The organism is Frateuria edaphi (assembly GCF_021117405.1).
Lineage (GTDB): Bacteria > Pseudomonadota > Gammaproteobacteria > Xanthomonadales > Rhodanobacteraceae > Frateuria_A > Frateuria_A edaphi.
On the sequence record NZ_CP088251.1, the window covers coordinates 919,571 to 945,636 of the forward strand.

Sequence of the window (26,066 nt, forward strand, 5' to 3'; positions counted from 1 at the left end):
GGCTTTAAGCCCGCGATCAGCGGGCGAGCAGCTCGCCCAGCACCGCCATGCGGACGAACACGCCGTTGCCGACCTGCTCGAGGATCTTCGACTGCGCGCCGTCGGCAACGTCCGAGGCGATTTCCACGCCGCGGTTGATCGGGCCCGGATGCATCACCAGGCAGCCCTTGGCCGCCAACCCGAGGCGGCGGGTATCCAGGCCGTAGCGGGCGAAGTACGCCGCCTCGTCGGGAAGTTCGGTGGCGCTCATGCGCTCCTTCTGCAGGCGCAGCATGATCGCCGCATCGGCGCCGGCGATCGCCTCGTCGAAATCCTCGACGAATACGCAGCGGGGAAATTCCTCCTGCGACGGCATCAGCGGCGCGGGGCCGCACAGGCGAATCTCCCGCACTCCCATCGCGGTGAGCGCATGCACGTCCGAGCGCGCCACGCGCGAGTGCTTGATGTCGCCGCAGATCACCACCGCCAGGTTCTCGAAATCCGGGCGGTGCTCGCGGATGGTCATCACGTCGAGCAGGCCTTGGGTGGGATGCGCGCGGTTGCCGTCACCGGCGTTGATCACCGATACGCCGCTCATCGCGTGGCGCACCAGCTCCTCGGGCGTTCCGGAGGCTTTGTGGCGCACCACGATGGCGTCCAGGTGCATTGCCTCGAGCGTGTGCAGCGTGTCGAACAACTCTTCGCCCTTGCTGGTGGAGGAGAAGCCGATGTCGAAATTGATCACGTCCGCGCCCAGCCGGCGAGCGGCCAGTTCGAACGACGTACGCGTGCGCGTGGACGGTTCGAAGAACAAATTGAGCACGGTTCGCCCGTTGAGCAGGTCGAGCTTGCGGGTGCCGTGGGCACAGGCGTCGCGCATCGACAGCGCGCGATCGAGCAGGCGCTCGATGCAGGCGCGGGGCAGGTTTTCCAGCGTGGTCAAGTGGCGCAGGCGAGGGCTCATGGCGGGCGGTTCGAAGGCGCGGGAAGGGATGAACATGCGATGGCCAGGCTCAAGCTAGTGGGAGGCGGTTGCTGCGGCAAGCCAGCGTTCGAGGATCACCGCGGCGGCTTCCGCATCGATATTGGCCGCGTCGCTGCGGCGCTTCGTGCCGGCGGCACGCGCCTGCGCGAAGCGCTGCGCGGCTTCCTGCGAGCTGTGCTGTTCGTCCACCAGGGCGACCGGCGCCCGGTAGCGCTCGCGCAAGTGTTCGGCGAAACGGCGGGCCAGCCGGGTGGCCGGCTGCACGGTGCCGTCCAGCGCAAGCGGCAGGCCCACGACTAGTGTGTCCGGCTGCCATTGCTTATGCAGCACGTCCAATTGCGCCCAGTCCGGGCCGCTGTCGCGAACGGGTATGACAGCCAGGGCGCGGGCGCTTGCGGTGATGGTGTTGCCGATGGCCACGCCGATCAGCTTGTTGCCGACGTCGAAACCCAGCACGCAGCTCATGCGTGCTCGACCGTGTCGTCGATCGCCCGCCAGCCGGTCACGCGTGGCCCGCGTAGCCGGGAAGCTGCAGCGGATCGACACCGACCAGGCCGGCGGCCGCGCTCCAGCGTTCTTCCAGCGGGGTGTGGAACATCACCCGCTCGTTCGCTTCTGCGGTGAGCCAGCTGTTGTCTTTCAGTTCCTGCTCGAGCTGGCCGGCGCTCCAGCCCGCGTAGCCCAGCGCCATCAATGCATCCTGCGGTCCTTCGCCGGCCGCCATGGCAACCAGGATGTCGCGCGAGGTGGTCACCGACCATTCGGCGTTGATGCGATAGCTCGATTCCCAGTGGCCGTGCTCGCGGTGCAGCACGAACCCGCGCTCCTGCTGCACCGGACCGCCGATCAGCACCGGCCGGTCGGCCAGCTCCAGGTCGCTGCAGTCGAGCTTGAGCTGCGCCAGCACGTCGCCGAGCCGGTATTCGGAAAGCCGGTTGACCAGCAGGCCCACGGCACCGTCCTCGTCGTGCTGGCACAGGAAAGCCACGCTGCGCGAAAACGGCGGCTCGGCCAGGCTCGGCATGGCGATCAGGAAATGTCCGGCGAGGGTCTGCGGGTTGGGGACGGCGCTCATGCGGCCATTGTAATGCGGGGGAGGGCATTCGTTGTAACGCGCGCGATGTGAAGCGCCTGCGTTGGGTGAACCCTCGATCCCGCCTGCCGCGGCTCAACGATGGCGCAGCGTGTCGTCGGCGCCGAACTCCCACACCCGGTCGATGTAGAGAATGGTGGTGCCCTGCTTGTCCTGCGGCCATGGCGGGAACGGTGCCGAGAGATGCACGATGCGCTTGGCCGCGTTGTCCAGCACCGGTGATCCCGAACTGCGGATGACCTGAATCTCGGCGATGGTGCCGTCGCGATTCAGCCCTACGCTGACCTCGAGATCGCCGTGGATGTGCTGGCGCCGGGCCTCGTCGGGATAGTTGAGGTTGCCGATGCGCTCGACACGCTTGAACCAGCCGTGGAGATAGGCCGCATACATGCCTTCGGCGGTATTGGCCGAGAGGAATTTCTTCACCGGGCGCTTGGCGTAACGCTTGACCTTGCGGTCCCGCTCGGCGGTCAGCCTGGCCGCTTCCTGCCGGAGCCGTTCGAGGTCGGACGGCTGTTCGGTTTCAGGCCGCGCCGTGTCGGCCGTGTCGCTCGCCACTTTGTGCCTGCTGTTTCCGATCGTCGTGACCAAACGGTCCGGGGTGGCGTTCTGGGCCTGGAGGTGCTGCTCTTGCAGTGGCAGGGGGGCGCCACCGTTGTTCGGTACCGGCAGCAGGCCGGACAGCCGCTCGGTGGGACGGCCGACCTCGTCGCTGTTGCCGCCGCCGCGGTTGTTGGCCTGCGCCAGGAAGTCGGCCTTGTCCGGCGCATCGCGGTTGGCGACGTCGACCAGGGTCACGTCCAGCGTCGGCAGGCTCGGCCTGGGCTTGACGAAATGAAACGTCAACCCGAGCACCAGCACGCCGTGCAGCAGCAGGGAGAACAGCAAGGTCGCCCCGATCGGATCAGGGGTGTCGGGACGGCGGACGGTGGCACTCACGCGGGGACGTTCTCGATCGCGTCGAACAGCAATCCAGCGATATTAAGCCCGAACTGCGCGTCCAGTTCGCGCGCACACGTCGGGGATGTGACGTTGATCTCGGTGAGGTAGTCGCCGATCACGTCCAGACCCACGAAACGCAGGCCGCGGCGACGCAATTCGGGCGCAACCTGGGCCGCGATCCAGCGGTCGCGTTCGCTGAGCGGCACGCCCACGCCGCGGCCACCGGCGGCGAGGTTGCCGCGGAACTCGTCGCCCTGGGGGATGCGCGCCAGTGCGTAAGGCACCGGTTCGCCATCGACAAGCAGGATACGCTTGTCTCCCGCGCTGATCGCCGGGATGAACTTCTGCGCGATGGTGAAATGCCGGCCTTCGCCGTGCATGCCCCCGGCCAGCAGCGTTTCGAGCATCGAGTTGAGGTTGCTGTCGCCGGCCCTGACCCGGAAGATTCCGCGCCCGCCCATGCCGTCCAGCGGCTTGAGCACCACCTCGCCGTGTTCGGTGACGAAACGGCGCAGCTCGCTGGCGTCGCGCGAAACCAGCGTGGGCGCGATGCATTGGGGGAACTGCAGGGTGAACAGCTTCTCGTTGCAGTCGCGCAGGGCCTGCGGATTGTTCACCACCTGCACGCCCGAGCGCTGGGCCGCGTCCAGCACCATGGTGTCGTAGATGAACTGCGCATCGACCGGTGGGTCTTTGCGCATGAGCACCACGTCCATCTCGCTCAGGTCGCGCCAATGGCGCTCGCCCAGCGTGTACCAGCCGGACGGGTCGTCCCGCACCGACAACGGCGCCAGGCGGGCGAACGGGACGCCATCGCGCAACCCGAGGTCACCCTGTTCCATGTAATGCAGCGCATGGCCGCGGCGTTGCGCCTCCAGCAGCATGGCGAAGCTGGTGTCCTTGGCGACCTTGATGGTGCTGATCGGATCCATCAGCACGGCGACCGAAAGCGGCATGAAAAATGCTCCGTGGCAGGAAGATGCGCAGCCGGGGATGGGCAAGTGGCATGCGCGGCAGGTCAGGATGGTGGCCGAGGGGGCGCAATGCGGCAAGTTCTGACGCGTTCGCTCAAGAACTGACGCGTTTGCCGATACAACCCATCAGCCGGCTCCACGCCTTGATTTTTGCTTGACGCCGCTTGTGACAGGCGGTAAACAGCAACGCAATGAATGCGTTGCCGGCAACCGGAACGCAACCACAGAACAAGTTGCGGTTTTTTATGCACACTGGTCGGCATCCGCCCGGCCCGTGTGCCTTACCTGAGCCTCGGGCGGGCAGCAGGGGGGTTGAGTGAACTTGAATACGAGCGATAACGGCTTGTCCGGTCTGAAGGTCATGGTGATCGATGACTCCAAGACCATCCGGCGAACGGCCGAAACCTTGCTCAAGAAGGAAGGCTGCGAGGTGCTCACGGCCGTCGATGGCTTCGAGGCGCTGGCGAAGATCTCCGACCAGAAGCCGGCCATCATCTTCGTCGACATCATGATGCCGCGGCTGGACGGCTACCAGACCTGCGCGCTGATCAAGAACAACCCGCAGTTCCGCGCCACGCCGGTGATCATGCTGAGTTCGAAGGACGGCCTGTTCGACAAGGCCCGCGGCCGCATCGTCGGCGCCGAGCAATACCTGACCAAGCCGTTCACCCGCGACGAACTGCTTGGCGCCATCCATCGTCACGTCAGCACGGTTTGAAAAGCCACTGACTGCAGCGTCTTATAGGGGAGACCTGTGGCAAAGATTCTCATCATCGACGACTCACCGACCGACGTGCGCGTGTTCACCACGCTGCTCGAGAAGGCCGGCTACGCGGTCGCCGCCGTCAGTACCGCCGAGGAAGGCATCGAGCGCGTCCGCGCCGAGCTGCCGGACCTGGTCATCATGGACGTCATCATGCCCGGCATGAACGGCTTCCAGGCCACCCGCACGCTCACGCGCGACCCGGTCACCTCGAACGTGCCGATCGTGATGATCACCACCAAGTCGATGGAAACCGACCGCGTCTGGGGCCTGCGCCAGGGCGCGCGCGCGTTCATCACCAAGCCGGTCAACGAGAAGGAACTGCTGACCTGCATCAATGACCTGTTGCCGAGCGCGGCATGAACGAGAGCGCGAACCTCACGCCGTTCGAGATCCTGGCCCGCTACGAGCGCCTGTCGCTGGCGCACGCCCAGGACGTGCAGGACCGGATGGAAGCGCCCGGCCTGTGGCGCGGCATCGGTTATCGCGTCGGTTCGCGGTTGTTCGTCAGCGCCATCGACGAGATCAACGAACTGCTGGCGGTGCCCGTGTTGACTCCGGTGCCGCTGACCCAGCCCTGGCTGATGGGTGTCGCGAACGTGCGCGGCAATCTGGTGCCGGTCATCGATTTCAACCGCTTCCTGTTCGGCGAGCGCACCCAGCCGACCGAGCGCACGCGTCTCTTGATCGTTCGCCAGGGCGGCGGCAGCGTCGCGCTGATGGTCGACGAGGTGTTCGGCCAGCGCACGGTGGACGAAGAACAGCGCCGCGAGTCCGTCTCCGAGGACGATCCGCGCCTGACTCGTTTTGTTGGCGAGCGCGTGGCGGTGGGCGAACAGCGGTTGGGTGTGTTCAGCATGAACCGGCTCGTGCGCGCGCCGGATTTCCGCCAGGCCGCGGCCTGAGCGGAGCGATATGTAGGGCCGGTGCCGTGCGTGGCCGGATACCAGGGGCGAGAGGTCCCGCCAGCGCAGCGCGGTCGAAGCGCGGCCCGGCGGGATGGTAGACGGACGAGGTGTAACGATGAGCACTACAGGGGGCATCGGCAAGGAACGGGGCTATACGGGCCTCATCGTCCTGCTGCTGATAGCGATCGGTTTCGCGGCGCTGGATTTCTTCCTGCTGAACCAGAAGAACGGCGAGGACCGCCAGGCCAGTGCGCTGACCACGCAGATCCAGGTGCTGTCGCAGCAGACCGCCAAGTACGCCCTCGAGGCCTCCGACGGCAACGTCGACTCCTTCAAGGAACTGGAGAGCACCCGCAACGCGATCGACGCGGCGGTGCTCAAGCTCGCCAAGGGCGACCCTAAGGGCGGTATGGAGGCCTACGGCGACAACAACGCCACACCGGCCGGCCGCAGCGTGACCGCACTGGTCAACGCCTGGGGCCAACTCGACGGCGACATCAAGAAGATCCTGTCCAACAAGGGGGTCGTGCTGGATTCGGCCCAGCGTGCGGACAAGCTCTCGCAGCAGATGCCGCTGCTCAACTCGAGCATGGACCAGGTCACCAACATCCTGCAGCAGCGCAACGGCAGCGCCGAGCAGATGCTCGGTTCCTCGCGCCAGATGCTGCTTGCTGACCGCATGGTTCGCCGCGTGCAGGAAGTGCTTCAAGGCGGTGACTCCGCACAGGCGGCGGCCGACGGCCTCGCGCGCGACGCGCAGCTCTACGGCACGGTGCTCAAGGGCCTGACCGACGGCAACGCTGATGCCGGCGTCAAGGCCATGGGCGACGCCAACGCGCGCAAGATCCTTACCGACATGCAGGTCAACTGGGCGGCACTGGCCGATCCGATCGCCAAGCTGGTGTCGGCTGCGGCGCCGATCGCCGACGTGAAGAACGCCGGCAACCAGGCCTCGCTGGATTCGCAGAACGTGCTGCTGCGCGCGAACGAGCTGTCCGACCAGATTGGCAAGCTGCCGTTCCGCCGCCTGTTCCCGAACGTGTGGTGGGGCGTGCTGGGCGCCGCCGGCGCGGTGGCCTTCGCGCTGCTGCTGGTGGTTACCCTGGTGCGCGACCAGCGCAAGCGCTTCCAGGATTCGACCGAGCTGAACCAGCGCAACCAGGAGGCGATCATGCGCCTGCTGGACGAGATGGGCTCGCTCGCGGAAGGTGACCTGACGGTCAAGACCACGGTGTCGGAGGACATCACCGGCGCGATCGCCGACTCGGTGAACTACGCCATCGACGAGCTGCGCACCCTGGTGACCACGATCAACGAGACCTCCGAGCAGGTGTCCTCGTCGGCGCAGGAAACCCAGACCACCGCGCGCCACCTGGCCGACGCGGCGCAGAGCCAGGCCGCGCGAATCAGCACGGCGACTTCGGCGATCAACCAGATCGCGAGCCTCATGGACAACGTGTCCAAGGACTCGGCCGAATCGGCCGACGTGGCCGAACGCTCGGTGCAGATCGCCTCGCGCGGCGCCGAAGTGGTGCGCGAGACCATCTCCGGCATGGACTCGATCCGCGACCAGATCCAGGAAACCTCCAAGCGCATCAAGCGCCTGGGCGAGTCCTCGCAGGAAATCGGCTCGATCGTGGAACTGATCAACGACATTGCCGAGCAGACCAACATCCTGGCGTTGAACGCGGCCATCCAGGCGGCCTCGGCCGGTGAGGCGGGCCGCGGCTTCGCGGTGGTGGCGGACGAAGTGCAGCGCCTGGCGGAACGCTCGGCCAGCGCGACCAAGCGAATCGAAACGCTGGTGCAGACCATTCAGTCCGATACCAACGAAGCGGTCAGCTCCATGGAGCAGACCACCTCCGAGGTGGTCGCCGGTGCACGCCTCGCCGAGGACGCGGGCAGCGCGCTGGGCGATATCGAACGCGTGTCGCACGATCTGTCGGCGCTGATTCAGAACATCTCCACCGCGGCGCGTCAGCAGTCCGCGGCGGCGACCGACATTTCGCAGTCGATGAACGCGATCCAGGAAATCACTTCGCAGACCTCGCAGGGCGCGAGCCAGACGGCCGACTCGATCGGCTACCTGGCCCAGCTCGCCAGCGACCTGCGGCGCTCGGTGGCGCACTTCAAGCTGCCGGGTTGATCAACGTTTACCGACAGAGGGCAACCTCGAACGGTTGTGCGATGCGTGCGTAGCGCGCAGCCGCTCAAGAGGGGCGCATGAGACTTCAAGACCACATCGATTTCACCACCCTGCAGTGGGTCAAGCCGGAGCTCGACGAGACTCTGGCACGGGCCCGCGAGGCGCTGGAGTCCTACGTAGAGAACCCTGGCAAACGCGAGGTCATGCGCGGCTGCGTGGATCATCTGCATCAGGTGCAGGGCACTCTTCGCATGGTCGAGCTCTACGGCGCCGCGATGGTTGCCGAAGAGATGGAGACGCTGGCGATCTGCCTGCTGGAGGACCACATCCGCCAGCGCGATGACGCCTTCGGCGCGCTGATGCGCGGCCTGATGCAGCTGCCCGACTATCTCGAACGCCTTTCCGGCGGCCATCGCGACGTGCCGGTGGTGTTGTTGCCGCTGCTCAACGATCTGCGCGCGAGCCGCGACCAGCAGGCGCTGTCCGAAGCGGCGCTGTTCAACCCGAACCTGGAACAGGCGCTGCCGGTGCAGGCACCGGGTGCGCAGGGCGAGGTCGACGTGGCCGCCCAGCGCACCGCGATCACCACGCTGCGACTGCGTTTCCAGCAGCAATTGCTGGCCTGGTTCCGCGGCCAGAACGCGCCGCAACAGTTGCTCGGCATGCGCGAGACCCTGCTGGGCATCGCCGGTCGCTGCTGGACCATACCGGGTCGTCGCCTGTGGTGGATCGCCGCCGGCGTGTTGGAGGGTCTGGAGCAGGGCGTGCTCAAGAGCCACGCGGCCGAGATCCGCCAGCTGATCGGCAAGGTCGACCGCAACATCCGCCAACTCGTCGAACAGGGTGAAGCCAGCCTGCGCGGCGGCGATGCCGACGAGCTCGCGAGCAAACTGCTCTTCATCGTGGCGCAGGCCCGTCAGGGCAGCCCCCAGATGGCGCTGCTGAAACAGACCTACCGCCTGGACAGCCTGCTGCCCGACGCCGCAGAACTCGAACACGCGCGCGGCTCGATGGCCGGGCACAACCGCGCCCTGCTCGATTCGGTGTCCAAGGCACTGAAGGAAGACCTGCTGCGCGTAAAGGAAGCGCTCGACCTGTTCCTGCGCCAGAGCGACGGCGATCCCGCCCAGTTGTCCGCGCAGGGCGAGGTGCTCGAGCGCGTCGGCGACACGCTGGGCATGCTGGCGCTGGCCGTGCCGCGTCGCGTGGTCAATGAACAGCGCCGCGTGCTGGAAGAGATCGCACACAAGGTCCGCGCGGCCGAAGAAGGCGTGCTGCTGGACGTCGCGGGCGCGCTGCTTTACGTCGAATCCTCGCTGGACGACCACATCGAGAGCCTTGGCGCCGATGACAGCCTGGCCGGTGAAATCCTGCCGGTCGAGGGCGATGCGACGCCCGCGCTGCCGCGTAGCGAAGCGCGCAGCATCCTGGCCTCGCTCATGCAGGAGGCGATCGCCAATGCCGCCAAGGTGAAGGATGCCATCGTCGCCTTCGTCGAGGCCGGCTGGGACCACGCCCAACTGCATGGCACCCCGGCGTTGATGGACGAGGTGGCTGGCGCCATGCGCATGCTGTCCGCGCCGCGTCCGTCGGAACTGGCCGAAGGCATCGGTCGCTTCATCGGCAACGAAATGCTCGTCGACCGGCGCGTGCCGGGCAGTGCCCAGATGGACCATCTGGCCGATGCCCTTGCCGCGCTGGAGTACTACCTGGAGGCCGCCCGCGAACATCGCGGCGGGCTGGAGCACATCCTGGACGTGGCCGAGCACAGCCTCGGCGCGCTCGGCTACTGGCCGTTGCCGGCCGCACGCGCCGCGATGGCCTACGAGGCTCCCGCGCCGGTCGTTGCCGAAGAACCGTCCGAGCCCGCTCTGTCCGAATCGGTCAGCGTGGCCGATGGCCATGGTCTGGACGACCTCATGGTTGGCAGCAGCGAGCCGTTGCAGCACGGCGCGCACGAACTGGCCGGCTTGCGCCTGGCTCAGACCGAACCGCTCACCGTCTCGTCGCATGACGGCGATGAGGGAGACTGGATCGAGATCGAGGAAGAAGTCCTCGAGGAAGTGCCGGTCGCCGATGCGCTGGCCGGCAATGCCGGGTTCCAGTTGGGCACCGAGGGCATCGACGACGACATCCGCGAGATCTTCCTGGAGGAAATGCAGGAGGAAATCGACAACCTGCGCGGCGCCGAAAAGGCCTGGCTGGCCGACCCGATGCAATTGGCCGCGATCACCCCGATCCGCCGATCCTTCCACACGCTCAAGGGATCCGGTCGCCTGGTCGGCGCCAGCGTGCTTGGCGAATTCGCCTGGAAGGTCGAGAACATGCTCAACCGCGTGCTGGATGCCACCATCCAGCCGCACGAGGGCGTGCAGGCGTTGGTCACTGCCGCCATCGGCGCGTTGCCGCAGTTGCTGGCCGCGCTCAAGGGCGAGGGCACGCCGAGTGCGCCGCTGGCCGCGATCATGGCCACGGCAGAACGCCTGGCTGCCGGCGAAATGGCGCAGCTCGGCGACCATGCGCCGGCTGCCACGGAAACCGTGCGCCGCGTGGTGCGCCGTCGCGTGCCACGCCTCGATGCCGCCGCCGAGGCCGTGCCGGTCGCCGCCCACACCGACCAGACTGCCGCTGTCGAAACTTCGCACGAGGCGATCGAAACGATTGCCATGCCGGTGATGCCGCCGGTGGATCCGGTGTTGCTGGAAATCCTGCGCAGCGAAGTGGCGCAGTATCTGCAGGCGATCCGTGGCGCACTGGCTCGCGCCGATGGCGAGCTGCGCATCGATGACGCGCTGCTGCGTGCGGTGCATACGTTGCACGGCGCCATCGCGATGGTGGACATCCCGCTGCTGACCCAGTTGCTCTCGCCACTGGAAAGCCTGCTCAAGCGCCTGCGCGCGGCCAGCCAGCCGCTCTCGGAAGAAGGCACCCGCCTGCTCGCGCAGTCGGCCGACGTGGTCGATCACGTGATGGCGCAGTTCGACGCCGCCGAACCGCAACTGCCGTCGGTGGACGCGCTCACCGCGCGCCTGACCGAGCTGCGCGACGGCCAGCCCGAGCCGAAGGTCGCGCACGTGCTGTTCGACCCGCACGCGGAAGACCTGCCGACCGACCTTCCGGACGACGCCGTCGCCGCCGCGCTCGATGCGGGCCTCGACGACGCGCTCGGCGAGCCGCCTGCAGCGGATGCTTCGGGCGAAGCCGTCGAGCATGACGAACATGACGCATACGCCGGCGAGCTGCTGGCGGCGCTTGACGCGTTCGACCTGGAAACGGCCGAAGTCGTCGGTTCCGGTGAGGGCCTGGCGATCGATGCCGGCCACGCTGACGACGAACAGAGCCTGGCGGCACTGTTGGACAGCCTGCTGAGCGAACCCTCCGATGGCCAGCCGTTCGCGCCGGCGCCGGATGTCGTCGCGACGAACGACGCCGAGACCCAACCGGACGATGTCCTCGAACTGTCGGACAACGACGGTTCGCAGGAACCGGAGCTGGAAGCATCGAGCGAAGCGGAGCCCGAACTGGAAATCGCCGCCTTGCTGCCCGAACAGGTAACTGTCTCGGACGAGAGCGCCGACGCGGACCCCGCCCCTGTCGGGGAAGGCACTGTCGAGGGCATGGAATCGTTGCTGCCGGAAACCACGGAGAACGTGGCCGACGAAACGGTCGAGCCGGTCGCCGCCGAGCCCGTCGAAGCAGCAGTCAACGCGGACGAAGACCTGGTCAATGTTGCCGGGGAACCGATCGAGGCAGCCCTCGAAGCGTTCGTGCCGTTCACCGTCGACAGGACGCCCGCGCAGCCGTGGGTCGGGCAGATCGATCCGGATCTGCTCGAGATCTTCACCGAGGAAGCGAATGAACTGCTCGACCACGCCGACGGCCTGCTGGCCGAATGGCGCGCCGAGCCGACCGAGACGGCGCATGCCGCCGGCGTGCAGCGCGACCTGCACACCCTCAAGGGTGGTGCCCGCATTGCCGGGCTGGTGCCGGTGGGCGACCTGACCCATGCCATCGAGACGTTGCTGGAGAAGCCGGTCGCCGAACGCGACACGGCGCAGCTCATCGGCGCCCTGGAAGCCGGTTTCGACACCCTGCATTCGCTGGTCAAGCGCGTTTCGCAGGGCCAGCCGATCGAGTACCCGCAGGCGCTGATCGATCGGCTGCTGGCCATGGCCGGCCAGGAAGCCCTGGTCGACGAGGGCCACGAGTCCGCGGCCACCGCGGCGCCCTCGGCCCGGCTTCCGGCAGCGCCCCTGCCGGAACTGCTGCCCGAGTTGTTGCCCGAGCGCGAGGAAGAAGAGGTCCGCTCCACGCAGGAACAGATCCGCGTCCGCGCGGAACTGCTCGACAACCTTGTGAACCATGCCGGCGAGGTGGCGATCTACCGTTCGCGCCTGGAGCAGCAGGTCGCCGGCTACCGCTTCAACCTAGTCGAACTGGACCAGACCGTGCAGCGTCTGCGCAGCCAGCTGCGCATGCTCGAAATCGAGACCGAAGCGCAGATCATCGCGCGCTTCCAGCGCGAGCACCGCGAGGCGGGCATCGGCGTGTTCGATCCGCTCGAGCTCGACCGCTTCTCGCAGCTGCAGCAGTACTCGCGTGCGCTGGCCGAGTCGGTATCCGACCTTGTCTCCATCCAGAACATGCTGGACGAGCTCACCCGCCAGTCCGAGACTCTGCTGATCCAGCAGTCGCGCGTCAGCGCCGAGCTGCAGGACGGCCTGCTGCGCACTCGCATGCTGCCGTTCGACACGATGGTGCCGAACCTGCGCCGCACGCTGCGCCAGGCCGCGCAGGAAGAAGGCAAGAGCGCCCAGCTGTACGTCGAGGGTGCCCATGGTGAAATGGACCGCAACCTGCTCGACCGCATCAAGGCGCCGTTCGAGCACATGCTGCGCAACGCCATCGCGCACGGCATCGAATCGCCGGCCGACCGCCGCAAGGTGGGCAAGCCGACTGAAGGCGCAGTGCGCATCCGCGTCGCCCGCGAGGCTACCGAGGTGGTGGTGCGCGTCAGTGACGACGGACGCGGCCTGGATCGAGAGGCGATCCGTGCCCGCGCCATCGAGCGTGGCCTGCTGCGCGCCGATTCGCGTCCGAGTGACGACCAGCTGCTCGGCCTGATTACCCAAACCGGCTTCTCCACCGCCAGCCACGTCACCCAGCTCGCCGGTCGCGGCGTGGGCATGGACGTGGTCGCCAACGAGATCAAGCAGCTCGGTGGTTCGCTGGCGATCGAGTCGCACCAGGGCCAGGGCACGACCTTCGTATTGCGCCTGCCGTTCACCCTCGCGGTGACCCAGGCCATCGTGGTACGCATCGGCGAGGCGACCTTCGCCATCCCGATGACCTCGGTTCAGGGCGTTGCCCGGATCAGCCCGGACGACCTGGGCGCGCGCCTGGGTGATGCCAACCCGACGTTCGAATACAACGGCGACGCCTACGGCATCCACGACCTGGCCGATTTGCTTGGCCTGCAGCCGAACCCGGTGATCGAGGAAGAGCAGCTTCCGCTGCTGCTGACCCGCGCCGGCGACCTGCGCGCCGCGATCCGCATCGACGCGGTGATCGGCTCGCGCGAGATCGTGGTCAAGTCGGTCGGCCCGCAGGTCAGCTCGGTGCCGGGCGTGCTCGGCGCGACCATCATGGGCGACGGCTCGGTGCTGATCATTCTCGACCTGCCGCCGCTGGTCCGCCACGGCATCGCCCGTCGCGAGCAGCGCCTTGCCGACGGCCTGAGCGCGGTGGCCTCGCCGTTGATCGAAGAGCAGCGCGCCAAGCCGCTGGTGATGGTGGTCGACGACTCGATCACCATGCGCAAGGTCACCGGCCGCGTGCTGGAACGCCACGACTACGAGGTGTTCACCGCGAAGGATGGCGTCGACGCGCTGGAGAAGCTGCACGACCGCGTGCCGGACATGATGCTGCTGGACATCGAGATGCCGCGCATGGACGGCTACGAGCTGGCCACGCAGATGAAGGCGGACCCGCGCCTGCGCGAGGTGCCGATCATCATGATCACCTCGCGCACCGGCGACAAACACCGCCAGCGCGCCTTCGACATCGGCGTCGACCGCTACCTCGGCAAGCCCTACCAGGAAGCCGAGCTGCTGGCGCAGATCGCCGAAGTGCTGGAACAGCGCGCGATGGCGATGGAGACGGTCCATGGCTGAGGCGGTACCGGCGGTCGCGCTGTTGTTCGACGACGCGGGCCTGGGTGAGCAGTTGCGCAGCGCCCTGCAGGAACGCGGTGCGCGGATCGTGCACGAAGGCACGCTGAAGGACCTGAGCCGTGAGCTCCTGTCTTCGGTCGACGCCGACGTACTGGTGGTCAACCTCGATGACGAGGACGACAGCGCGCTGGATCGCCTGGACGAAACCCTGGACGGCGACCGCCCGCGCGTGGTGTTCAACGACGCGCAGGCCAGCCGCCGGCTGGAAGGCTGGGACCGGGCGCGCTGGGCGCGCCACCTGGCGATGAAGGTGCTGGCGATCGGCGATGCCGATCCGCCGCGTCCGCCAGCGCCGGCCGAAGTCGTCACCGAAAGCCTTGCCGCCGCGGCGATCGTCGTTGAACCGATGACCGCCGATACCGGCACGGACAACCTTGACGCGGCTCCACGGGTGGATGAAGAAGCGCGCCAGGCGGCCGTTTCCGAAACCCTCGCGGCCGAGCTGGAAGCCTTGCTCGCTTCCGATACGCCGACGGACGAAACCAACGAGTTCGGTACCGGCCTCAATTACGATGCCGGCGAAGGCCTGGTCCTGCATGACGGCGATTTCGGTGCCGGGCTCATGGCCGAAGCCGAAACTGCTGTTGCGGGCGATGTCATCGTGCGGGCGACCTCGCAGGCCGACGTGAGCGATGCGCTGTCGTCGCCAGCCACGCTGGAACTGTCGCCGATCGATATGGAACAGGCGGCGGCGACCGAAGTCGCCGCCGCAGTGGAACTGCCGGCACACACCTCCTTCCAGCTCGACCATCTGGAATTGGCTCCTATCGGGGAAGAGGTGACCGCCACCGTTGCCCGCGTGGCGGCTGAGCCGGTCGCTGCGGTACGCATCTCGGATGGTTGGACGCTGCTTGACGGTGACGAACCCGCTGATGCTCCCGCGCCTCCCGTCCAGCATGCGGCTCCGGCTGACTTCGGGATCGAAAAGGTCAGCATCCTCGACTATCTCGCGCCCGAGGCTGAAGCTCCCGTCGAGCACGCTGGTCCGGGCGAGTTCGGCATCGAAAAGGTCAGCGCCTCTGACTACCTTGCGCCTGACGCCGATGATGGCGCCTCCCCGGTGCTTCCCGGCCTCAGCCTGGAACTGGTCTCGCTCGAGGAAGCCATGGCGCCGCAGGATTTCGCGCCCTCGCACGAAATGGTGCTCGAGGCGCCGTCCAGCGCGCTGACGCGATTGGTGGTGCTCGGCGCCACCACCGAAAGCACTGCGTCGGTCGGCGAGTTCCTGGCGGCGCTGCCCGCCGGCTTGCACGCCACCGTGTTGCATACCCAGCACCTGGCCGGTCGCCCGGCGGATGGCCTGGTCGAGTATTTCGCTTCCCAGTGCGCGCTGCCGGTGCGCCTGGCCGACGCGGATCTTCGCGCGGTCACGGGCGAAGTGATCGTGGTCCCTTCCGATAAACAGGTGACCCTGCGCCGGGACGGCTCGATCCAACTGCAGCCGATCGAGGCAGGCGCGGCGCATGCGCCCTCGATCGATGCCAGCTTTACCCAGGCGGCCGAGTCTTTCGGCAGCGACGTGGTCGCGATCGTGTTTGCCGGCCGCTCCACCGACGCGGTGGCTGGTTGCCAGGCGGTGTACGACCGCGGCGGCCAGGTCTGGGTCGAAGCCAGCGGCGGCACGCACGCGTCCGACATGGTCAGCGGCGTGCTGGCCGAAAACCTGTCCCATCATGCCGGCACGCCGCGCGAACTTGCAGCACGCCTGGCCGAGAACTCTCCGGAAGGTCAGTCATGAGCGATCAACCCCTGCCGCGCGAAATCCGCTGCGTGCTCGTGCCGGTAGGCCAGCTGCGCCTGCTGCTGCCCAATGCCACCGTGGCCGAAGTGATCACCCTGCCGACTCCCGAGCCGGTCGAAGGTGCTCCCGAGTGGCTGCTCGGCCGCATTGCCTGGCGTGGATGGCGAGTGCCGCTGGTGTCCTTCACCAAGCTTGCCGGCGCGCCCGAGGGCGATGCCGACCTTGCCGTTCGCGTGGCCGTGCTCAAGGCGCTGGGCAACAACGCCAAGCTGCCTTTCGTGGCGGTCGTGACCCAGGGCTTCCCGCGCCTGACCACCCTCAATGCCGAGCTGATCATCCCCACGCATGACGGCGCGCCGTTGCCACCTGGCGTGAAGGCACAGGTGCTGGTACGCGATGACATCGCGGTGATTCCGGACCTGGAAGGCATCGAAGATGAGTTGGCCGCCTTGTTGAGCCTGGACGAACAGGCCGGCGCCGCCTGACGCTTTGCGGCACGCAGGCAAGCGTTCGCGCTGAGCGGGCCTGCGTTTAAGCGCCACCTCGAGCCTGCGCGCTCACGTTTCTGCTCCGGAGAACTTGCCCGAGGGACGGGCGAGAGTTGGGCGAGGCGTGACCTTTCGCAACACCACTCGGCATGGGCCAAGCCCCGGCACGGGCGTAGGGAGTCGACTGCCTACATGTCCCCGTGCAACGCCTGCAGCGCCGCCAGCGCAGCAAGCCCCGCCGTCTCGGTCCGCAGGATGCGGGGACCCAGCCGCAAACCGGCAAAGCCCGCACCCGTGAGGCTGGCTACGTCGCGATCACCCAGACCGCCTTCAGGCCCGACCACCAGCACGCCGCCGGCCGGACCAAACCGGAGCGAGCGTGGCGACCGGTCGCCCTCGGGCAGCAGCGCCAGGCGCAAGGCGCCATCCTGTTGCAAGGAACCCAGCCAGGCCTCGAGCGGTTGCGTCGGCAGAATCATTGGCAACCGCGCGCGACCGCTCTGTTCGCAGGCACTGGCAACCACGGCGCGCCAGTGGGCCAGCCGTTTTTCCGCTCGCGCCGGATCGAGTCGGACCTCCGAGCGCTCGGTCAGCAGCGGCACGATGCGGGCTACGCCCAGCTCCGTCGCCTTCTGCACGATCAGGTCCATCTTCTCGCCGCGCGCTACACCCTGGGCCAGCGTGAGCGGCAGGGGCGATTCGTTGGCGACTGCCTGACTGCCCTCGATGCGCGTGCGCACGTCACGCTTGCCGACCTGGGTGATGACCGCCCCGTAGTCCTGGCCATCGCCGTTGAACAACACCAACGGTGCGCCTTCGCCCAGGCGCAGCACGCGCGCCACGTGCTCGCCCGCCTGTGGCGGCAGGTTCAATTCGACACCGGGCGAAAGCGTCTCGTCGACGTGGATGCGGATCGTACGCATGAAGGATCCTGGCGGCTTGTGAGTGGTGACACTTTCGTGGGATCGCGCTTGCGGGAGGCTCTGGGCATCTCGAAAAAGCGCATCACACGCAAGCTTGTTCCTGCGAGGGGCGGCGGCTTCAGGCCACCGCGCGTTCGATCCCGGCGATGGCCACGGTTACCAGGTGATCGATGTCATCGGTACTGACCACATACGGCGGCATGAAATACACCACGTTGCCCAGCGGCCGCAGCAACGCACGGTGCTCAAGCCCATGCAGGTAGACGCGCATGCCTCGCCGTTCGGTCGCCGGCCAGGGCGTACGCGTGCGCTTGTCCGCGACCAGCTCGACCGCCGCGATCATGCCGGTCTGGCGCACGTCTGCCACGTGCGGGTGATCCCTCAGGGGAGCAAGCCGCTGCGCCAGGTGTGCGGCCAGCACGCGGTTGCGCTCCAGGACTGGCTCGTCGCGGAAGATCGCCAGCGTCTCCAGCGCCACGCGGCAGGCCAGCGGGTTGCCGGTGTAACTGTGCGAGTGAAGGAACGCCTTGCCGGCGTTGTATTCGGCATAGAACGCGGCGTACACCACCTCGGTCGTGAGCACCGCCGACAGCGGCAAGGTTCCGCCGGTCAGCCCCTTGGAAAGACACATGAAGTCCGGCGCGACCGATGCCTGCTCGCAGGCGAACAGCGTGCCGGTGCGGCCGAAGCCGACCGCGATCTCGTCGGCGATGAAGTGCACGTCGAACTCGTCGCAAAGCCGGCGCAGGCCGGACAGGTAGTCCGGGTGGTGCATGCGCATGCCGCCGGCGCATTGCACCAGCGGTTCGACGATCACCGCGCAGGTTTCGTGCGCGTGCCGTTCGAGTTGCGCACGCAGTTCTTCCAGCCGTCGCGCGGCCACCTGCGCCGGCGTCTCGCCCGGCTCGCCCTCGTAGGCATCCGGCGAGGGCGCCAGGATCGGAGTCAACAGCAGAGGCGCGTAGGTCTTGCGGTAGAGCGCAACGTCGCTCACCGAGAGCGCTCCCAGCGTTTCCCCGTGATAACTGCCGGTCAGCGCGATGAAACGCGTCTTCTCGCCGCGTCCCCGATTGAGCCAGTAATGGAAGCTCATCTTGAGCGCCACCTCGACCGCCGCCGAACCGTTGTCGGCGTAGAAGACGCGCTCCAGTCCCGGAGGCGTGACGCGCACGAGCTCCTCGGCCAGCGCAATCGCGGGCTCGTGGGTGAAGCCGGCGAAAATCACGTGCTCCAGCCGCTGCGCCTGATCGGCGAGCGCGGCGGCCAGGCGCGGGTTGGCGTGGCCGAAGATGTTGGTCCACCACGAGCTGACGCCGTCCAGATAGCGGCGTCCGTCCGCATCGATCAACCAGGCGCCTTCGCCGCGCACGATGGGCACCATCGGGATGCTCTCGTGGTCGTGCATCTGTGTGCAGGGATGCCACACATGCCTGAGGTCCCGCGCGGCCAGCGCGGCGTTGCCGGCGATGGCCGGTGCGTCGGGGAAGGGAGTGTCCATCCCGCTATGATCGGCGTTGCGGCATGGCCGCTCAAGTTGAAGGACCCAAGTGAAGCGCTCGCGTGCCGCCTGGCTGGCTGTCGCCACCCTGCTGATGCTCGTTGTGCTGCTGGTGTTGTTGCTGCCGGCGCGCTGGGCCGTGCCCTTCGTGCAGGCGCGCCTGCATGGCCTCGAACTCGAAGGCGTGCATGGGCTGGTCTGGAACGGCGGCGCCGGGCAGTTGCGCGGCCTGGATGGCCGGTCGTTGGGACAGGTCCACTGGCGGCTTTCCCGGGCGTTGCTGTGGGGGCGCCTGGACCTGCAACTGGAATTCGTCGGGTCGCGGCTTGCCGCCAATGGCCATCTGCAACGTGATGGCCAAGGCCGTCTGGTCTGGACCGACGCCTCGCTTCGTGCCGACCTGGCAGCGTGGGCGCCGCGGTTCGATTCATCGCTCGGCACGCCGCGCGGCACGCTGGCGATGACGCTGCAGCGGGCGGTGTTGCAGGGAAACTGGCCGATCGAACTGGAGGGTCAGGTGCAATGGCGCGATGCGTCCATGCAGGCGCGTGCGCAGCCCGTTGCACTGGGCGACTTCGACATGGACCTCCATGGTTCGAACGGTGTGCTGGCCGGGCAGTTGCACGACCAGCGCAACGGGCCGCTGCATGCCGAAGGCCAATGGCAAGCCAGTCCGCTCGGTTGGCGGCTGGACCTGCTGCTGCAACCACGCACGGCCGACCCGGCACTGCGCCAATGGCTGGCACGCCTGGGCCGCCCGGACACGGACGGCGCCATCCACCTGCATCGCCGCGGCGGCCTGGCCGCCACCACGCCGGAAACCATTCAATGAGTTACGACGCCGAACACGCCCTGTCCGCTGCACGCGAGGCCGCCGCCGCCGCGGCCGACGTCATCCGGCATTACTGGGGCCGCGGCGTGGCAGTCGAATGGAAGGCCGACGCCACGCCGGTGACCGTGGCCGACCGCGAGGCCGAGCAGGCGATCCGCGCCGTGCTCGCCAAGGCGCTTCCGCAGGCGGCGATCTATGGCGAGGAGTACGGCCTGGAAGGCGCGCGCGACGGGTTGCTGTGGCTGGTCGACCCGCTCGACGGGACCAAGAGCTTCGTGCGCCGCACCCCGTTCTTTTCCACCCAGATCGCACTGATGGACCGCGGTGAGCTGGTGCTCGGCGTCTCCTGCGCACCGATTTACAACGAGACCATGTGGGCGCGCCAGGGCGGGGGCGCCTGGCTCGATGGCGAACGCGTGCAGGTGGCATCCACTGGCGCGATGGCGCAGGCCTCGCTTTCCATCGGCAACGTCAGGACGCTCACCGCCGATGCACGCTGGAACGCGCTCGGTGCGTTGATCCGCGACAGCAGCCGCATTCGCGGCTATGGCGACTTCTGCCATTACCACCTGCTTGCACGCGGGGGACTGGACTTGGTCATCGAGTCGGACGTCAACATCCTGGACGTTGCCGCGCTGGCGGTGATCGTGCGCGAGGCCGGCGGCCTGTTCACCGACCTGGAAGGCCGCGCGCCTACCCTGGACACCACCAGTGTGCTGGCCGGCGCACCGGCGATCCACGCCCAGGCGCTTGCACGCTTGCATCATGAAACCGCGGGCTAGAATGTCCTGATGCGCAAGCCACCGATCATCCATGCCACCCGCGAATGCGTCGACAGCCGCTTCCTGCGCGTCGAGCAACTGGACCTGGAGTTTTCCAACGGCGAGAAGCGCACCTACGAGCGCCTGCGCGCCAGCGGGCTGGGTGCGGTGATCATCGTGCCCATGCTCGACCAGGACACCGTCCTGCTGATCCGCGAATACGGCGCCGGCGTGGGCCGTTACGAGCTCTCGCTGCCCAAGGGCCGGCTCGACCAGGACGAGACCGCTGAACAGGGCGCCAATCGCGAGCTCAAGGAAGAAATCGGCTACGGCGCGAATCGCCTGAAGATCCTGCACAACCTGTCGCTATCGCCCGGCTACATGACGCACATGGCGCACGTGGTGCTGGCACAGGATCTCTACCCCGAACGCCTGCCCGGCGACGAACCCGAGGAGTTGGACGTGGTCCCATGGAAGCTTTCCGAACTGCACACCCTGATCGGCCGTGACGACGTGACCGAAGGCCGCTCGATCGCCGCCCTGTTCATGGCGCGCGAGTACCTGGCCGGGCGGTTCCAGCCATGAGCGCGGTTGCCCCCGAGACCGGCCTGCTGGCCGAGGTGAGTGCGATCGCGCGCGAAGCGGCGACCGCGATTCTGGCGATCTACCGCGACGAGTTCGCCGTCCAGCACAAGGACGATGCCTCGCCGCTCACCGCCGCCGACCTTGCCGCCCAGCGCGTGATCGCCGCGGGCCTCGCGCGCATCGCACCCGACGTGCCGGTGCTGTCCGAGGAAGCGCGCGCCGCGCCGTGGGAACTGCGCCAGACGTGGTCGCGCTACTGGCTGGTCGATCCCCTTGACGGCACCCGCGAATTCATCAAGCGCAACGGCGAGTTCACCGTCAACATCGCACTGATCGAGGACCACCGCCCGGTGCTTGGCGTGGTGTTGGCGCCGGTCACCGGCGAGCTGTTCGCCGCTGCCGACGGCCAGGGCGCCTGGCTGCAGCAGCACGCCAACGGCCAGTGGCAGAAGATCGGCGTGCGCGCGTTGGCCGCGCCGGCAGTCGTTGCCGGCAGCCGCTCGCACGGCAGCGACACGCAGGGCTTTCTCGACGCGCTGCTGGATACGCCCTATCAACCTTTCCCGATGGGCTCCTCGTTGAAGTTCTGCCTGATCGCCCGCGCTGTGGCCGACCTCTACCTGCGGCTGGGCCCGACCAGCGAGTGGGACACTGCGGCGGCGCAATGCGTGCTGGAGCAGGCTGGCGGCGCAGTGCTGGACCTTGCCGGCGAGCCGTTGCGATACAACACCAAGGACTCCGTGCTCAACCCGGAATTCCTCGCCGTGGGCGACCGCGCGGTGGAGTGGAAGGCGCGGCTGGGCAAGGCAAGGCCGGCGTAAGGGATGGCGGGCCGCTACACGCTGGACGACCTGCTCGCGATCATGGCGCGCCTGCGCGATCCCGAGCAGGGCTGCCCGTGGGACGTGCAGCAGGACTTCGCCACGATCGCGCGCTACACGCTGGAGGAAGCGTACGAAGTCGCCGACGCCATCGATCGCGGCGACTTCGACGACCTGCGCGAGGAACTTGGCGACCTGCTGCTGCAGGTGGTGTTTCATGCGCAGATGGCCAGTGAGCGCGGCCTGTTCGACTTCGCCGACGTGGCCCACGGTATCGCCGACAAGATGCGCCGGCGCCACCCGCACGTCTTTGGCGAGGAGCGCTACGAGAACATCGAGGCGCAGACGCGCGCCTGGGAAGACATCAAGGCCGCCGAGCGCGCCGAACGCGGCCAGGCACACGATGCCAGCGCCTTGGCGGGCATCTCGCGCGGCCTGCCGGAGTGGAAGCGCGCGGCCAAGCTGCAGCAGCGCGCCGCGAGCGTGGGTTTCGAGTGGCGCGAGCCTGGGCCGATGCTGGAAAAGCTGGCCGAGGAAGTGGACGAGGTCCGCGCCGAATTCGATGCCGGCGCGGATACCGCCCGACTGGAAGACGAACTGGGCGACGTGCTGTTCGTCACCGCCAACCTGGCACGCCATGCGGGTGTCGATTTCTCCCGCGCCCTGCGTCGCGCAAATGCGAAGTTCGAGCGGCGCTTCCGCTGCATGGAAACGCTGGCTGCCGGGGAAGGCCGCCCGCTCGCCGAACGGAGCCTGGACGAACAGGAAGCCCTCTGGCGCCAGGCCAAGGCCGTCGAACCGTAACCCTGCGGGAGCCCACTTGCGGGCGACGCTTTTCCGCGTCACCGAAGCGAAGGCATCGCCCACAAGCGGGCTTCCACCAGCGCGGCAGAGCCTACTTCGCTGCCGGTGTTTTCGCCTGCTGCCACTGCGCGCGCATGCGCTCACGCTCGGCGCGCATCTTTGCCTCGTTGGCGAGGTTCTCGGAGAGACTCTTGCGCAGCGTGGCGATCGCCTGGTCGAAGCTGGCCGGCTGCGCCTGCAGGCGGGCGAGGCGGTGGTAGGCGTAGGTGCGCAGATGCGGATCCTGCGACTTGGCCAGTACTTCGTTGTAGATGCCAGCCAGGTCCTTCTCGCGACCGGCCCGGCGGTAGAGCCGCTCCAGCGCGTGCAGGTCGGTCATGGCGCCCATGCCGGGGCCATGCGGCATGCGCATCCCGTGCATGCGCTCGCCCATGTCGGGGCCGTGCTCCATGTGCATGCGATGCATGGCTTCCCCCATGGGTGCGGGTGCGGGAAGCGTGCGGGCTTGTGCCGCCGGCGGCGCGGGCGACGCGTCCTGCGACACGGCCAGGGGGCTGGCCAGCAGCAGGGCGAGGGCAGGGGCGAGCAGGATGCGAGGTGCCATGGGTGAGCTCCGTTCGAGGGTGTTCCGGAAAACGCGATCCGATGCACTGCGTTGACTGCAACCCTCAGACGCCCGGGTGCATCCAAAGGGGGTCCATTCAGCCAAGCGGAGTCTCCCATGCGCCTCATCCTCGCCTCACTGCTGTTGCTTGCGCCGCTGGCCGGCCATGCGACCGACGACTGCGCCTTCGAGGCACCTCGCAACATGAGCGTCGACCTGGCCGGCGTACGCGCCGTGCAGATCGAGGTGCACAGTTTCGATCTGCACGTGACCGGCCGGGCCGATGCCCGCAAGCTCGATGCGCGCGGCCGGGCCTGTGCTTCCGACCGCGACATGCTCGACCAGCTGGTCGTCACCCAGCGACGCGAGGGCGACCAGCTCATCCTCGAGCTCGGCAACGGCCGCGGGTTCCACTGGCTCGGCAGCGGCGAGGCCGACCTGGACGTGGCGGTCGAGCTTCCGGCCAGCCTGCCCTTGACGGTGGACGTGGGTTCGGGTGACGCCGACGTCAGTGGGGTCGCCCAGCTCGACAGCCACGTCGGTTCCGGTGATCTGCACGTGCGCAACGTGGCCGGCCGCTTTGCCACCAGCGTGGGTTCGGGCGATGCCGAGGCACACGACGTCGGCAGCCTGGACGTCGGCTCGGTCGGTTCGGGCGACCTCACCGCAAGCGGGATTGGCGGCGACGCGCGCGTGGGCAGCATCGGCTCGGGCGACGTGACCCTGCGCAACGTGCGCGGCAGCGTGCATGCCGACACGCTGGGCTCGGGCGACCTGGACGTCGATGGCGTGGGCGGCGACCTCAGCCTTGGTGCCAAGGGCAGCGGCGACGTGAGCTACAACGGGGTCAAGGGCAAGGTCGACGTGCCGCGCGACGACGACTGATCCCACGCGGACCGTGCCAGGGCGGACTTCAGCCCACCGCCCACCTTGCCGGCGGTGGACTGCAGCTCACCCGTGAGCCCCACGGGGATGCGAGCCGTCAGCCAAGCCACCGCCACGCAAGGTATACAAGTGGCGCGCACACCAGCAGGAACGGAATCGACACCCGGTGCAGCGCGCGCAGCCCGTGCGGCTGGCGCGCCAGCCGCAGGGCGATGAGGTTGGCCAGCGAACCGATCGCCACCCCGAAGCCGCCCACGTTCACCGCCACCGCAAGGGCAATCGGGTCGTGGGCGCGTTCGAGCAACAGCACGGTCGCCGGCACGTTGCTGATCAGCTGCGAGGCGAGGATGCCGCCCAGGTAGAGCGTGAGCGGCTGGCCGAAGTCCAGGCGATCCAGCGCAGCGTCGACCCATGGCAGCTCGGCCAGATGGCCAAGCCCGAGGAAGATCGCGGCGAAGGTGAGCAGCAGAAGCCAATCGACACGCGCCAGGCTGCGCGGGGCAGCGAGCACGAATACCAGCAGCAGCGCGCCGGCGCCGAACGCCGCGTGGCCGTACTCCATCAGCACCACCATGGCTGCCAACGCGACCGTCGACAGCATAGCCAGGCCGCGGGCCACCGGTTGACGGTCCAGCGCCTGCGGCGCCAGCGCCACGCGATCGCGTGGCAGCCACGCCCAGGTCAGTGCCGCTACCAGCACGAACATCACTGCGGCCGCCGGCAGCATGGCCCAGACGAAGCCCAGGAACGACAGCTGTCCGTGCTGCCACAGCAGCAGGTTCTGTGGGTTGCCGATCGGGCTCAGCGTCGAGCCCGCGTTCACCGCCAGCGCCTCCAGTACCACCATGCGCAGCACCGGCAAGTTCGAGAGCCCGCCGATCGCCACGGTCAGCGGCACCAGCACGAACAGGCTGACATCGTTGGTGAGAACCATGGACAGCAGTGCGGTGGCGCCGACCAGCAGCAAGCCCAGGCTTCGCAGCGAATGCGTGCGCGCCACGAGCAGCGCGGCGGCGTGCTGCACCAGCGCACTGTCGCGGATGCCCTGGATGGCGATCAGCAGGCCGGCCAGGCCGGCCAGCGTCGGTCCCTGCAGCCAGCGGCGCCAGGTGGCCGCCGGTTGCGGATCGGCGAACGCCAGCACCAGCGTGAGCAGGGCGAAGGCGACCAGCAGCCACTCGGCCTTCAGCCGGTCCAGCCAGTGGCGCACGGTCATCGGTGCTTGCGTGGACGGCCTACCATTCGCGCAGGCCCTCGACCTCGTACAGCCGCTGCCAGCTCGGCCTCGCTCGCACGAGATCCGCCAGCCGCTTGAGCGCCGGCCATTCGGTCGCCGGGCGCGGCATGTTGCGCGACCAGCGCATGAGCATGGTCAGCAACAGGTCGGCGCCGGAGAAACGCTCGCCCAGCAGGTACGGGCCGTGTGCGGCCAGTTGGGCATCGAGCAGGTCCCATACGCCCTCGATCCGCCGCTGCAGCGCCGCGTGCACGGCCGGCGTGTCGTCCAGGTCCTGCGGGTAGAACCAGAAGCGGTAGGCGGACATCAGCGTGTTGCTGAGGTAGACGATCCACTGGTACCAGGCTGCCCGCTCGGGCGTACCGGGCGGCGGCGCGAGCGGCGAGCCGGGGTGCCGCTCTGCCAGCAGCATCAACAGCGCGGCCGACTCGCTCAGCGGCTTGCCGTCGACCACCAGCGTGGGCACCACGCCGCGCGGGTTGAGCTCGAGGTAGCCGGGATCGCGCTGCGCCCCGGCATCCAGGTCAACCAGCTTGAGTTCGTGTGGCGCGCCGGTTTCCAGCAGGGCCAGGTGCACCACCATGCTGGCGGTGCCGGGAGCGTAGTAGAGCGTGTACATGCGCCGTTCTCCGTGCTCGGTCAATCCCGCGGCGGCTCACCGGATCCATCGTTGCCGCGGCCACGCATGGCGCTGCCCAGCGCAACGCCAATGGCCACGCCGATGCCGATACCGAGCGCGAGGTTGTGCAGGGCGACGCCGAGGCCGGCGCCAATGGCCACGCCAAGGGCAATACCCGTACCCAGGCTGTTGCGTGGACTGCGGGTCGTTTTGCGGTTGTCGCTCATGGCTGGATCCCGGTGGCA

24 protein-coding genes are annotated in these 26,066 nt (G+C 68.0%); 13 read left to right on the forward strand and 11 right to left on the reverse strand.

Going from position 1 to position 26,066, the window contains the following annotated elements; translation table 11 throughout:
• Window positions 1-16: 16 nt before the first annotated feature.
• The 5 genes from LQ772_RS04245 to gshB form a co-directional block, all read right to left on the reverse strand.
• Window positions 17-943, reverse strand: coding sequence for an aspartate carbamoyltransferase catalytic subunit (locus LQ772_RS04245; protein WP_231324249.1), 927 nt, complete (start codon window positions 941-943; stop codon window positions 17-19).
• Window positions 944-997: 54 nt separating this feature from the next.
• Window positions 998-1,429, reverse strand: coding sequence for a Holliday junction resolvase RuvX (gene ruvX, locus LQ772_RS04250; protein ID WP_231324251.1), 432 nt, complete (start codon window positions 1,427-1,429; stop codon window positions 998-1,000).
• Window positions 1,430-1,466: 37 nt separating this feature from the next.
• On the reverse strand, window positions 1,467-2,039 hold the full coding sequence (locus LQ772_RS04255) for a YqgE/AlgH family protein (protein ID WP_231324253.1): 573 nt from the start codon (window positions 2,037-2,039) through the stop codon (window positions 1,467-1,469).
• Window positions 2,040-2,132: 93 nt separating this feature from the next.
• Window positions 2,133-2,996 carry an energy transducer TonB gene (locus LQ772_RS04260; RefSeq protein ID WP_231324255.1) on the reverse strand — a complete coding sequence of 288 codons (864 nt, stop codon included), beginning with the start codon at window positions 2,994-2,996 and terminating at the stop codon, window positions 2,133-2,135.
• Window positions 2,993-3,955: a glutathione synthase gene (gene gshB / locus LQ772_RS04265; protein ID WP_231324257.1), complete on the reverse strand. Its 963-nt coding sequence runs from the start codon at window positions 3,953-3,955 to the stop codon at window positions 2,993-2,995. Before gshB ends, LQ772_RS04260 begins: the two co-directional genes overlap by 4 nt.
• 379 nt (window positions 3,956-4,334) lie before the next feature.
• Here gshB and pilG point away from each other — a divergent pair, with 379 nt between their 5' ends.
• The 7 genes from pilG (at window position 4,335) to LQ772_RS04300 (ending at window position 16,249) form a co-directional block, all read left to right on the forward strand.
• Window positions 4,335-4,691, forward strand: a complete 357-nt coding sequence (gene pilG / locus LQ772_RS04270) for a twitching motility response regulator PilG (protein WP_209620096.1) — start codon at window positions 4,335-4,337, stop codon at window positions 4,689-4,691.
• 36 nt (window positions 4,692-4,727) lie between these two features.
• Window positions 4,728-5,099 carry a response regulator gene (locus tag LQ772_RS04275; protein ID WP_091337433.1) on the forward strand — a complete coding sequence of 124 codons (372 nt, stop codon included), beginning with the start codon at window positions 4,728-4,730 and terminating at the stop codon, window positions 5,097-5,099.
• On the forward strand, window positions 5,096-5,641 hold the full coding sequence (locus LQ772_RS04280; RefSeq protein WP_231324276.1) for a chemotaxis protein CheW: 546 nt from the start codon (window positions 5,096-5,098) through the stop codon (window positions 5,639-5,641). Before LQ772_RS04275 ends, LQ772_RS04280 begins: the two co-directional genes overlap by 4 nt.
• A gap of 118 nt (window positions 5,642-5,759) precedes the next feature.
• Complete coding sequence (locus tag LQ772_RS04285; RefSeq protein WP_231324278.1) at window positions 5,760-7,790, forward strand: methyl-accepting chemotaxis protein; 2,031 nt, start codon at window positions 5,760-5,762, stop codon at window positions 7,788-7,790.
• Between the two features lie 77 nt (window positions 7,791-7,867).
• A complete protein-coding gene (locus LQ772_RS04290; RefSeq protein ID WP_231324280.1) occupies window positions 7,868-13,963 on the forward strand; it encodes an Hpt domain-containing protein in 6,096 nt (2,031 codons plus the stop codon).
• Complete coding sequence (locus LQ772_RS04295) at window positions 13,956-15,761, forward strand: chemotaxis protein CheB (RefSeq protein WP_231324282.1); 1,806 nt, start codon at window positions 13,956-13,958, stop codon at window positions 15,759-15,761. The genes LQ772_RS04290 and LQ772_RS04295 overlap by 8 nt, the downstream gene beginning before the upstream one ends.
• Window positions 15,758-16,249, forward strand: coding sequence for a chemotaxis protein CheW (locus LQ772_RS04300; protein ID WP_231324284.1), 492 nt, complete (start codon window positions 15,758-15,760; stop codon window positions 16,247-16,249). The genes LQ772_RS04295 and LQ772_RS04300 overlap by 4 nt, the downstream gene beginning before the upstream one ends.
• A gap of 191 nt (window positions 16,250-16,440) precedes the next feature.
• Here LQ772_RS04300 and LQ772_RS04305 read toward each other — a convergent pair whose 3' ends face one another.
• Entirely contained in the window at window positions 16,441-17,175 is a 735-nt protein-coding gene (locus LQ772_RS04305; RefSeq protein ID WP_231324285.1) for a 16S rRNA (uracil(1498)-N(3))-methyltransferase, read from the reverse strand.
• 118 nt (window positions 17,176-17,293) lie between these two features.
• Entirely contained in the window at window positions 17,294-18,673 is a 1,380-nt protein-coding gene (locus LQ772_RS04310) for an adenosylmethionine--8-amino-7-oxononanoate transaminase (protein WP_231324287.1), read from the reverse strand.
• Between the two features lie 49 nt (window positions 18,674-18,722).
• Here LQ772_RS04310 and LQ772_RS04315 point away from each other — a divergent pair, with 49 nt between their 5' ends.
• From LQ772_RS04315 to mazG, 5 genes are read left to right on the forward strand one after another with little or no spacing between them, the layout of a single operon-like run.
• Window positions 18,723-19,505, forward strand: coding sequence for a type II secretion system protein N (locus tag LQ772_RS04315; RefSeq protein WP_231324289.1), 783 nt, complete (start codon window positions 18,723-18,725; stop codon window positions 19,503-19,505).
• Window positions 19,502-20,287 carry an inositol monophosphatase family protein gene (locus tag LQ772_RS04320; protein ID WP_231324290.1) on the forward strand — a complete coding sequence of 262 codons (786 nt, stop codon included), beginning with the start codon at window positions 19,502-19,504 and terminating at the stop codon, window positions 20,285-20,287. The genes LQ772_RS04315 and LQ772_RS04320 overlap by 4 nt, the downstream gene beginning before the upstream one ends.
• Window positions 20,288-20,296: 9 nt before the next feature.
• Window positions 20,297-20,851, forward strand: a complete 555-nt coding sequence (nudE, locus tag LQ772_RS04325; RefSeq protein WP_231324292.1) for an ADP compounds hydrolase NudE — start codon at window positions 20,297-20,299, stop codon at window positions 20,849-20,851.
• A complete protein-coding gene (gene cysQ, locus LQ772_RS04330; protein ID WP_231324294.1) occupies window positions 20,848-21,672 on the forward strand; it encodes a 3'(2'),5'-bisphosphate nucleotidase CysQ in 825 nt (274 codons plus the stop codon). Before nudE ends, cysQ begins: the two co-directional genes overlap by 4 nt.
• A 3-nt stretch (window positions 21,673-21,675) precedes the next feature.
• Entirely contained in the window at window positions 21,676-22,476 is an 801-nt protein-coding gene (gene mazG, locus LQ772_RS04335) for a nucleoside triphosphate pyrophosphohydrolase (RefSeq protein ID WP_231324295.1), read from the forward strand.
• Window positions 22,477-22,567: 91 nt separating this feature from the next.
• Here mazG and LQ772_RS04340 read toward each other — a convergent pair whose 3' ends face one another.
• Window positions 22,568-23,080: a YfgM family protein gene (locus LQ772_RS04340; protein WP_231324297.1), complete on the reverse strand. Its 513-nt coding sequence runs from the start codon at window positions 23,078-23,080 to the stop codon at window positions 22,568-22,570.
• A 117-nt stretch (window positions 23,081-23,197) separates the two neighbouring features.
• Here LQ772_RS04340 and LQ772_RS04345 point away from each other — a divergent pair, with 117 nt between their 5' ends.
• A complete protein-coding gene (locus LQ772_RS04345; protein WP_231324299.1) occupies window positions 23,198-23,965 on the forward strand; it encodes a DUF4097 family beta strand repeat-containing protein in 768 nt (255 codons plus the stop codon).
• 97 nt (window positions 23,966-24,062) lie between these two features.
• On the opposite strand, the gene LQ772_RS04350 is transcribed toward LQ772_RS04345, so the two are convergent.
• Genes LQ772_RS04350 through LQ772_RS04360 form a run of 3 tightly spaced genes read right to left on the reverse strand, consistent with a single transcriptional unit; the run spans window position 24,063 to window position 26,048 of the window.
• Window positions 24,063-25,181 carry an SLC13 family permease gene (locus LQ772_RS04350; RefSeq protein ID WP_231324301.1) on the reverse strand — a complete coding sequence of 373 codons (1,119 nt, stop codon included), beginning with the start codon at window positions 25,179-25,181 and terminating at the stop codon, window positions 24,063-24,065.
• A 19-nt stretch (window positions 25,182-25,200) separates the two neighbouring features.
• A complete protein-coding gene (locus LQ772_RS04355; protein ID WP_231324303.1) occupies window positions 25,201-25,821 on the reverse strand; it encodes a glutathione S-transferase family protein in 621 nt (206 codons plus the stop codon).
• Between the two features lie 20 nt (window positions 25,822-25,841).
• Window positions 25,842-26,048 (reverse strand): glycine zipper domain-containing protein, encoded by a 207-nt coding sequence (locus LQ772_RS04360; protein WP_231324304.1) that lies wholly within the window; start codon window positions 26,046-26,048, stop codon window positions 25,842-25,844.
• Between the last annotated feature and the right edge of the window lie 18 nt (window positions 26,049-26,066).